We start from the raw sequence: 1,123 nt of genomic DNA on the forward strand, positions 1-1,123 counted from the left end.
CGCGGCACGCCGCTCTACGTGCAGCTGCTGATGTGCTACACGGGCATCTACAGCCTGCAGGTCGTGCACGACCACGTGCTGCTCGATGCGTTCTTCCGCAACGCGATGAACTGCACGCTGCTCGCGTTCGTGCTGAACGAAGCCGCGTACGCGACGGAGATCTTCGCGGGCGCGATCAAGGCCACGCCGTCCGGCGAGATCGAGGCCGGCATGGCGTACGGCATGTCGCGCTTCAAGCTCTATACGCGCGTGATCCTGCCATCCGCGCTACGCCGTTCGCTGCCGAGCTACAGCAACGAAGTGATCCTGATGCTGCATGCGACGACGCTCGCGTTCACCGCGACCGTGCCCGACATCCTGAAAGTCACGCGCGACGTGAACTCGGCGACCTACATGTCGTTCCAGGCGTACGGGATCGCGGCCGTGATCTATGCCGTGGTCGTGTTCGCGCTGATCTGGGCATTCCGCAAGCTCGAGGCGCGCTGGCTCGCGTATCTGTCGCCGCGCAGCCATTGACACGTTCACGCATTCGAAAGGAAACACACGCATGTACAAGCTCATCGTCGAGGACCTGCACAAGAAGTTCGGCGACAACGAAGTCCTGAAGGGCGTCACGATGAAGGCGAAGGCCGGCGACGTGATCAGCATCATCGGCTCGAGCGGCTCCGGCAAGAGTACGTTTCTTCGCTGCATCAACTTTCTCGAGCAGCCGTGCTCGGGGCAGATCACGATCGGCACCGAGCCGATCCGCACCGTGCGCGACAGCAGCGGTTCGCTGCGCGTCGCCGATCCGAAGCAGCTGCAGCGCATGCGCACGAAGCTCGCGATGGTGTTCCAGCACTTCAATCTGTGGGCGCACATGACGGTGCTCGAGAACGTGATCGAAGCGCCGATCGCGGTGCTCGGGATCGCAAAGGACGAAGCGATCGCGCGCGCCCGCAAGTATCTCGAGCAGGTCGGCCTGCCCGCGCGCGTCGAAGGCATGTACCCGTCGCATCTGTCCGGCGGCCAGCAGCAGCGCGTCGCCATTGCGCGCGCGCTCGCGATGGAGCCCGAGGTGATGCTGTTCGACGAGCCGACGTCGGCGCTCGACCCGGAGCTCGTCGGCGAAGTGCTGAAGGTG

Annotated in this window: 2 protein-coding genes; both read left to right on the forward strand. The window is 64.3% G+C overall.

Annotated elements, in window-relative coordinates:
* Window positions 1–516, forward strand: a 516-nt coding sequence (gene hisM, locus HMPREF3115_RS20710; protein WP_070555822.1) for a histidine ABC transporter permease HisM, incomplete at its 5' end; no start/stop codon positions are given.
* Window positions 517–547: 31 nt separating this feature from the next.
* Window positions 548–1,123, forward strand: a 576-nt coding sequence (locus HMPREF3115_RS20715) for an ATP-binding cassette domain-containing protein (protein WP_256276318.1), incomplete at its 3' end; no start/stop codon positions are given.

Origin of the sequence: Burkholderia sp. HMSC10F09 (assembly GCF_001806955.1) — a bacterium.
GTDB classification, from domain to species: Bacteria; Pseudomonadota; Gammaproteobacteria; order Burkholderiales; family Burkholderiaceae; genus Burkholderia; species Burkholderia multivorans.